Here is an 8,293-nt window from a genome sequence, read left to right as displayed (position 1 = left end):
TCTTCTGAATCAGAACAAGCGAGTCAGAGCGTTTCCGAGTCCGAGTTCTATAGCCTGAGCCAGAGTGAGTGGGAATCGATTTCCGAATCCCAAAGCTCTTCAGAATCAGAGTGGTGGAGTTCTTCTGAATCAGAACAAGCGAGTCAGAGTGTTTCCGAGTCCGAGTTCTATAGCCTGAGTCAGAGTGAATGGGAATCCATATCCGAATCTCAAAGTCACTCAGAATCAGAGTGGTGGAGCTATTCCGAATCGGAGCAAGCAAGTCAGAGTGTTTCCGAGTCTGAGTTCTATAGCCTGAGCCAGAGTGAATGGGAATCGATTTCTGAATCTCTTTCCTTGAGTGAGATGATTTCTCATCTACTTTCTGAGTCCGAGTCGTTAAGTTTGAGCGAAATCCTCTATCTCAGTGAGTCCGAATCCTTAAGTCAAAGTCAACAAATATCTGAATCTTTAAGTCAAAGTCAGAGTGTAGCTGATTCGGTGAGTTTCAGGAAAGCATCCCTATCTCAATCCTATAGTATGTTAGAATCAGAATTTGGTTCCTACAGACAGAGTGTAGCGGAGACAGAAGTATTTGCGCATGACTTGCATACTTCGGAACGTCTGTATAAGAGCCTCTCTGAACTGGATATGAGCCCTCTAACTCACCAGCAAAAAGTGCAAGAAGTGATGACACCTGAAATTTCTGAAGAAGGATCGTCTCAAACACATATTGCTGAGGAGCAACAGGAGCTTGAAAATAGAGAGGAATCAATAAAGAATGTAGATTTGCAAGACTCTCTGAAACATCTGTCTCACTATTCAGAATCAAATGGAACAAATTTAAGGATGACGGAACGCCAACTCTATCACCTACTCAGACCAGGTTCGCAGCCCCTAGCACGTGACTTAAGAAATGTTGCAAGTGAATTGTCTGGTTTGGCTGCTATTACTCAAAAAAGGGAAGATGAGAAATCCTTCTAAACAGAACTTGCAATCATTAAATAGAAATAATAAAAATCAAAAGGAGCCACTATGATTAGAAATATGATGTCAAATAGTAACAAAGGTTTGGGTACTACAGATGTATTACCAGTTGACCAGTCTCGGATAGAAGTTCTGAATGGAACAGTTGACTACAAAAATGTACCTTTAGGATCTTATGATATCCTAGGGAGATTTGCTTCAGTAGGTCAGAGAGACTATACGGAAGAGCTGAATTTAATTCAATCAATGGGTTTTAATGCCTATAGAATCTCGATTTCTTGGGCACGCATCTTTCCAAATGGTGAAGAGCTGCAGCCGAGTGAAGAGGGGTTGAAATATTATGAAGCAATCATCGACGACGTATTAGAAAAAGATATCGAACCTATTGTGACCTTGAGTCACTTTGACCTTCCGCTGAATCTATACGAAAAATATGGAGCTTGGAAAAGCCGCAAGATGATTGAACTCTTTGAGCGTTATGCAGAAGCGGTCTTTCAGTACTTTAAGGACAAAGTGAAGTATTGGATTACCTTCAATGAGTTCAACGTTTTGCACCATTTGCCGTTTCTTGGTGGAGGATTGTCTTTTGGAGCAGATGACAATCAAGAACAGGTGATTTGGCAAGCAGCTCATTATCAATTAGTTGCTTCTGCACGTGCAATCAAGCTTGGAAAAACAATCAACCCAGAGTTTCAGTTTGGTGGGATGATGGTTGTTAGTAAAAACTACAGTCAGCAAACTGAAAATGCTATTGATGTAATGGAAGCAGAAGTCAAAGATAGGGAAAATTATTTGTTTACAGATGTGCAAGTTCGTGGATACTACCCAAATCACTTTTTGCGTCGTTTGGAACGTGATCAAATCGCCTTGGATATTGAAAATGACGACCTCTTTGTCCTAAGAGATGGGAAAATTGACTTTGTCAGCTTCAGTTATTATGCATCAAGCAATTCCCAAGAAGTTTTTATCAACAAATATGCAAATAATGGCCAAAATCAAAATCGCATAGATTCTGTGGGACTTCGTCTCGTGATGAACAATCTTTATGATCGTTACCAAAAACCACTCTTCGTCGTGGAAGATGATGTGGTCTTGGATGATTCAAATAGTGTAGCAACTGAAGAATTGAAAACAAACATCCAAGAGATCGTGAAAACAGTCGAGTATGATGGTGTGGAATTACTTGGCTATACACCACTTACTTGGACGGAATTAAATTTTTAAAATAGGAAGTAATAACTGAATTTCTTCTACCCTAGAAGTAGTGTTCGTATTTTTACTTTTGAAAATGTCTGATCTATCAATCAGACATTTTTTTAGAAATAGATGGACTTTAAGCTAAGTTCGGGTTTTGCTTGATAGCAGCTTAGGATATTTTCCTTGTTTGGAGCTTAGAAAAGAATAGCAATTTGCGCTATTTTATGCTACAATGGGAAGTAGTGGTGTAAATCAGAATAAGTAAGGAATAGAGGGAGCAAAATGAGACTGAAGAAAACATTGTTCGGTAACTACCGTGCTAAGGAAGTCGAAGATTGTATCGAAGCATTAGAGGAAGGATTCGATCGTGAAATTCAAAAGAAGAATGAAAAAATCGAATCCCTACGTAAAAAAATCGACTCTATGAAGAATCAAGAAAAAGAGATCGGTGAAGCAGTCATTTATGCCAAATCTCTTGTCATTGAAGCTCATGATAGGGCTGAAAAAGAAGCTAAAGAAGTTTTAGAAAAGGCACAAAAAGACTACTTGGATACGAGAGAATCTATTCTCGAAGAGATCGATACTCTGACCAAAAAACGGGCAGAGGCTGAGAGATTATATAATTTACAAAAAGAAAAAATTAAAAACATCATTAGTCGAATTGATGATTTTCTAGAACTGGACGATATCGATGGTAAACCAAAAGATATCAAAAAAATTCAAGAATTGCGTAAAGAACTTGATAGACCAGAAGAAGTTGCTAAGGAGAAAGAAGAGGTGGTGCCTGAGAGAGAGAAAGTCCATCTCGAACAACCCCTTGCAAAAACAGGAACAGATAGTACCATCTCTGTCAGCTACATCACTTCACGTCGCGCAAAACCTAAAAAGAAAGACGAAGATAAGTTAGATGATGATAAGGGCAAGAGAATCAAACGTCTTTCAAGAATTAAACGAGATAACTTTTTGTAAGAGGATAATCAAATATGACAATTTATAACATCAATTTGGGGATTGGCTGGGCGAGTAGCGGTGTAGAATATGCGCAGATCTACCGTGCAAAATTGCTTCGTAGTGTTGGCTTAGAAGCGAAGTTCATCTTTATGGATTTTATATCTGCTGATAACATTGAACATTTGACAAAGAATATCGGCTTTGAAGACTCTGAGGTTATCTGGCTTTATCAGCATTTTACAGATGTCAAAATTGCACCGACGACCTATACGTTAGCGCAGGTCTTAGCGAGTTTCGATAAAGAGCCTCTCGAAATTATCCGCGACACCGATATGAAGACGATTCGATTAGTATTTGGTGATGGTGATTTTGTAACTTGTTATGCCTGTGATATGGATAAAGAGTTGATTGAACGCGCCGAAATTGTTTCGCGTGGTTGCCTGATTCAAAAAGAGTACTACACTTATACGAAGAATTTTGTCGAGTATTTTAGTCCGATGAATGGTCATGCGCAATTATATCAACGTACCTGGCTCAATGAAGATGGTAGTGTGGCCTATGAAGAAATCATCAATGAAGTCGATGGTAGACAGGAGACGCAAGTCTATCGTTTCCCAAATCATGTTTTCTATTCTAAGCAAGAGTTTGTCGCGCATTTTATGAGAAGTCTGTCTCTGACGGACAAAGATTTGTTGATCTTAGACCGAGAGACAGATATTGGTCAAGCTATCTTTGCTAATAAGGGCGCTGCAAAGCTAGTCGTAATCGTTCATGCAGACCACTTTAGTGAAAATCCTGCTGAGAAAGACTATATTTTATGGAATAACTATTATGAGTATCAGTTCGAATATGCTGACGAAGTGGACTATATCATTAACTCGACCGATGCGCAAACGAACCTACTCAAAGAACAATTCGCTCAATATACAACCATCAAACCAAAGGAAATCTTGACTATTCCGGTGGGAAGTTTGGATCAATTGCGTCATCCAGAAGGAGAGCGCAAGCCGTTTGGATTGATTACAGCTTCGCGCTTGGCCAGTGAAAAGCATATTGATTGGTTGATTCACTCTGTAGTGAAGGCACATGAGCAATTACCTGAAATCACTTTTGATATCTATGGCACGGGTGGCGAAAGAGATATGTTGGAGCAGTTGATTCATGAGTTAAATGCAGAAGACTATATCCGTCTGATGGGGCATCACCACATGGCAGATGTTTATCAAAATTACTCTGCTTACCTCTCTGCCTCCACAAGTGAAGGATTTGGTTTGACCTTGTTAGAGGCAGTTGGCTCTGGTCTGCCAATTATTGGTTTTGATGTACGTTATGGAAATCCAACCTTTATCCGTGATGGGGAAAATGGCTACTTGATTCCTGAGGCGCGTCCAGATGATCTGGATGCAATGACAACGGAATACGCAGAAAAGATTGTCCAGCTATTTACTCAACATTCCCAAGAAGATCTATCCCGTGTATCCTACGAGGTGGCAGAACCATATCTTGATGAACATATTGCCCAGCGTTGGTATGATCTTGTTCAATCTGCACAGCATCAGTAGGGATTCGAAAAGAAAGGCATAAACACTATGATTTGTTTATTTGAACGCTATGATCAAGCGAGTTTTGATTTACTACGTTCACTTAAGGCAGCTGGGCTAGACTGCCCTGTTGTCGTGATCCGAGACGATGGCTACCTCGCACCTGATGTCGAGTCGCCTTACAGTTACTTTACTGGAGATGTGGCTTCAGAGGACGATCTACCTCTTTATTTTAACCTTGTTCCGAAACCTCATTTGTGGGAAATCCGCTCGAGCAATGTTAATGGTGAAATCTTGGATATGGGTAAGAAACGTGCCAATATCTTTTACCGTCAACCAACACACGAACGTCGCGTGCGTGCAGTTGAGTGGCTGGATGATCAAGGTCGTGTACGCGCTGCAGACATTTACAATCGCAAGGGACGTCTCTTTGCACAGATTACTTATGATGATGCCCAACGTCCAACTCATACACGCTACTTTAATCAAGATAACGTAACGGTGATTATGGAAAATCATCTAACAGAGGATATTGTCTTAACTCTTGATGGAAAACGCCATATTTTCAATTCTAAGCAAGAGTTTGTAATCTTTTACTTGCGATATCGTGGATATGATACAGATCGCATTATCTACAATTCTCTAGCAACACCATTTTTAGTAGCCGTTGGTCTGACTCCGAAAGAAGGACGAGCAGAGGATATTCTCTTCTGGCAGGAGCCGATTGGAGAGGAGTTGCCGGGTAACATGAAAGCAGCGATGCAGTTGCCTCATCGCAACATCCGTATCGCAGTACAGGATAAGCAAGTTTATGATAAGATCCTCAAACTTGCGACACCAAAAGAGAAGAGTTACTTCCGCAATGTTGGTTATCTCTATCAATACCATCGCCTCAATAATATGAATCCAGAAGCTTTGATTCTGACGAATAGTGACCAAATCGAGCAAATTGAGCCACTTTTGACTCAATTACCAAATGTTCATTTCCATATTGGAGCAATCACGGAGATGTCAAGTCGTTTAATGGAATTAAATCGCTATCCGAATATTTCCCTCTACCCTAATATTCGTCCAGCTAAGGTGAATGAGCTCTTTGCTCGCTGTGACTTGTATCTGGATATCAATATCAGTGATGAAATTCTCAATGGTAGTCGAACAGCTTTTGAGAATAATATGCTGATTCTCAGTTTTGAAACGACTTGCCACAATCATCGTTTCGTTGCAGAAAGCCACATTTATCCGGTGGAAAATGTATCAGCCATGGTAGGTAAGATTCAGGGAGTTCTCTCTCTTCCATCTGAGATGGAGGCTGCCCTTGCTAAGCAAAAACAGGCGGCGAATCAGGCTGATCTGGAAGCCTACAAGGCAATTTTATAAGCTAATAAGACAAGGGCTTGCTTTCGATGAAAGCAAGTTCCTTTCTATCAATAGAAAAGGAGGAGCACATGTCTAATAAAGACAATGGCATTTTACAAGAACATATACGAGAACAGCTAGATAATCGAAAGAAACCCCTAAAAAGGGAGAAGCAAGATTTCAGCATGATTGCCGTGCTGGGCGGAGTTCTCTTTCTCGTAACTCTTTTGGTCACACTACTCATGCAGTTGGGACGCTTTTTTTAGGAACTTTTCTGGATGGAGGTGGTCTCCAGAAAAGATGAACCTTGACGATTTGCTCGTCAAGGTTTTTTGTTCCTGTCTAACTGAACTAGGGTGAAAGGGTGGGAAAAGTAGGGATTTCGAAAGATAATAAAATGCTTTCAATTATTTGAGCCTTAAAAGCGAATTTTAGGTAAAAAATTAGGCGTTTTCATTGGTTATTTCGAGTATAAATACTTGAAAAGGAGGAGCCGTTTTGGTAGAATGATAAATGGTATATACTAGATAAAAACAACTGGTATATCCCAGATGGAATCTGCTTTTTCTGAGTCAAAGGGATAAAAACTGAGACTGACTGCGGCTTTTATTGGCTTTGGTTTTGAGAGGGCAGCGCAATTACGCTTTGTTAATGATCATGAGGTTAACAAAGGGTCGCATTTGGATAAAAGAAAGGAATCGAATGTTTCGAAGTAAAAAATTTAACAAAGATTTCGAGATCGTAGATGAGAAAAAGCGTTACAAGCTTTACAAGTCGGGTAAAAACTGGGTAAAAGCCTCGAACTCTCAATTGGATCTCTTCCGTATCGGTGGGATGGGCGAAGTTGTCTCTAGTACCCTGTCAGACACTGAAGAACTTGATCACGCACACCTTAGTTTTAACACGCTAGCGGGTATAGGGGGAATCCTGGCCGCGGGGGCTGCAGGCTTTGTGGTGACTCAAGAGCAAACTGTATATGCGGATGAAACATCTGAGTACAAAGAAAAGGATAAAACAGTCATCGCTGCTGAACCAAAAGCAGCTGAAACAAGTACTAACTCAATCATTGCTCAAGCGCAAGCAGAAGTAAAGAAAGCTCAAGCAGAACAAGCATCTGCCTCAGCTTCTGTATCAGTCAGTCAATCTGTTGAGGCTCAAGTGAGTGCGAGTCAGTCAGCTTCAGTCAGTCAATCTGCCTCAGCAAGTCAGTCAGTTTTAGCTAGTCAGTCAGCATCTGCAAGTGCTTCAACATCAGCAGGTCAGTCAACTGTTCCAGCATCTGAGTCAGCGAGTCAATCAACATCAGCTCCTGCATCAGTCTCAGCAAGCGCAAAAACATCTGCCTCAGTAAGCTCTGCACCATCAGAGTCAGCAAGCGCTCCAGCACCTGCCTCTGTAGCTGAGAGTACATCAGTTGTTAGCGAACCGTCAGCTCAGGCTTCTGTGTCTACCTCAACTTCTGCATCGCTCAACCTTAAGGTCAACCCTGCAGCAAGTCTTGTATCAGGTAGTGCTAACCAAAGTTTGGCAAGTGCAGCTCTTAGCACAAGTCAAGCAGCAACGACCAGCAACAATATCGCAGCTGGTGTTGTAGCGGATAAGAACCAAGCCCAAGGTAAGGATACAACCAAGCAAGCTGAGAAAGACCAAAAAGCAGATAAGGCTGTAAATAATTCACCAAAAGAAGCAGGTCAGTCAGGTTTCCGTAGTGCTGGTTATTCAGGTTTCCGTAGGTTGCCACAACCAGGTGATGAAGGATTTGATTGGGCTCCGAGACTTCAGGTCATAGATGGACCTGGGAATGTTGTTCTCCAACCTGGTCAAAAGTTCAATTTCACTGTAACTATCCATCACAGAAACTCTACAAACCAATTTGTACATCCAGCTAAACTAACTCTGATAGATAACTACAGACGGATTAAACCAAATGGTGACTGGATAACATATAAATTTACTTCTAGTGGCCCTGATGTTAAGATGAGAGTTTATGGTACTGTTCCAGAGAATCCTCAATCACTTACATATTTTGCAGCACTGCAAAATGAGGGAACAAATCAAAGGAGATTCCCGATAAGAGGCTTCTCAATGACTATTGATGGTAACGGTAGCATCTCTAAGTCGACATCAGCAAGCCAATCAGTAAGCTCAAGTCAAAGAGCTTCAGCGAGTGCATCGCTTAGCGCACATCAATCCCACTCAGCTTCTGTATCAGCAAGCATCAGTGCTAGCCAATCAGCATCAAGCTCAGCAACAGCAAGCCAAAGTGCTTCAGCAAGTCGCTC

Annotated in this window: 6 protein-coding genes and 1 pseudogene; all 7 read left to right on the top strand. The window is 41.1% G+C overall.

Annotated elements, in window-relative coordinates:
- Positions 1-963: pseudogene (locus MK403_RS09445) on the top strand (hypothetical protein); the annotation flags it as partial.
- 51 nt (positions 964-1,014) lie between these two features.
- Entirely contained in the window at positions 1,015-2,190 is a 1,176-nt protein-coding gene (locus MK403_RS09440; protein WP_084947062.1) for a family 1 glycosylhydrolase, read from the top strand.
- Between the two features lie 255 nt (positions 2,191-2,445).
- Positions 2,446-3,132, top strand: coding sequence for a hypothetical protein (locus tag MK403_RS09435; protein ID WP_084945364.1), 687 nt, complete (start codon positions 2,446-2,448; stop codon positions 3,130-3,132).
- Positions 3,133-3,146: 14 nt separating this feature from the next.
- Positions 3,147-4,676, top strand: a complete 1,530-nt coding sequence (gtfA, locus tag MK403_RS09430; protein ID WP_268709678.1) for an accessory Sec system glycosyltransferase GtfA — start codon at positions 3,147-3,149, stop codon at positions 4,674-4,676.
- 27 nt (positions 4,677-4,703) lie between these two features.
- On the top strand, positions 4,704-6,032 hold the full coding sequence (gtfB, locus tag MK403_RS09425) for an accessory Sec system glycosylation chaperone GtfB (protein WP_000562905.1): 1,329 nt from the start codon (positions 4,704-4,706) through the stop codon (positions 6,030-6,032).
- 68 nt (positions 6,033-6,100) lie between these two features.
- A complete protein-coding gene (locus MK403_RS09420; RefSeq protein WP_084945370.1) occupies positions 6,101-6,277 on the top strand; it encodes an XRE family transcriptional regulator in 177 nt (58 codons plus the stop codon).
- 436 nt (positions 6,278-6,713) lie between these two features.
- The coding region (locus MK403_RS09415) for a KxYKxGKxW signal peptide domain-containing protein (RefSeq protein WP_268709677.1) at positions 6,714-8,293 on the top strand (1,580 nt) is incomplete at its 3' end.

The sequence above is a fragment of the Streptococcus oralis genome, from assembly GCF_026782285.1.
GTDB classification, from domain to species: Bacteria; Bacillota; Bacilli; order Lactobacillales; family Streptococcaceae; genus Streptococcus; species Streptococcus oralis_CG.
The sequence above is the reverse complement of the archived record's forward strand: the minus strand, read 5'-3'. Positions and strand labels throughout refer to the sequence as shown.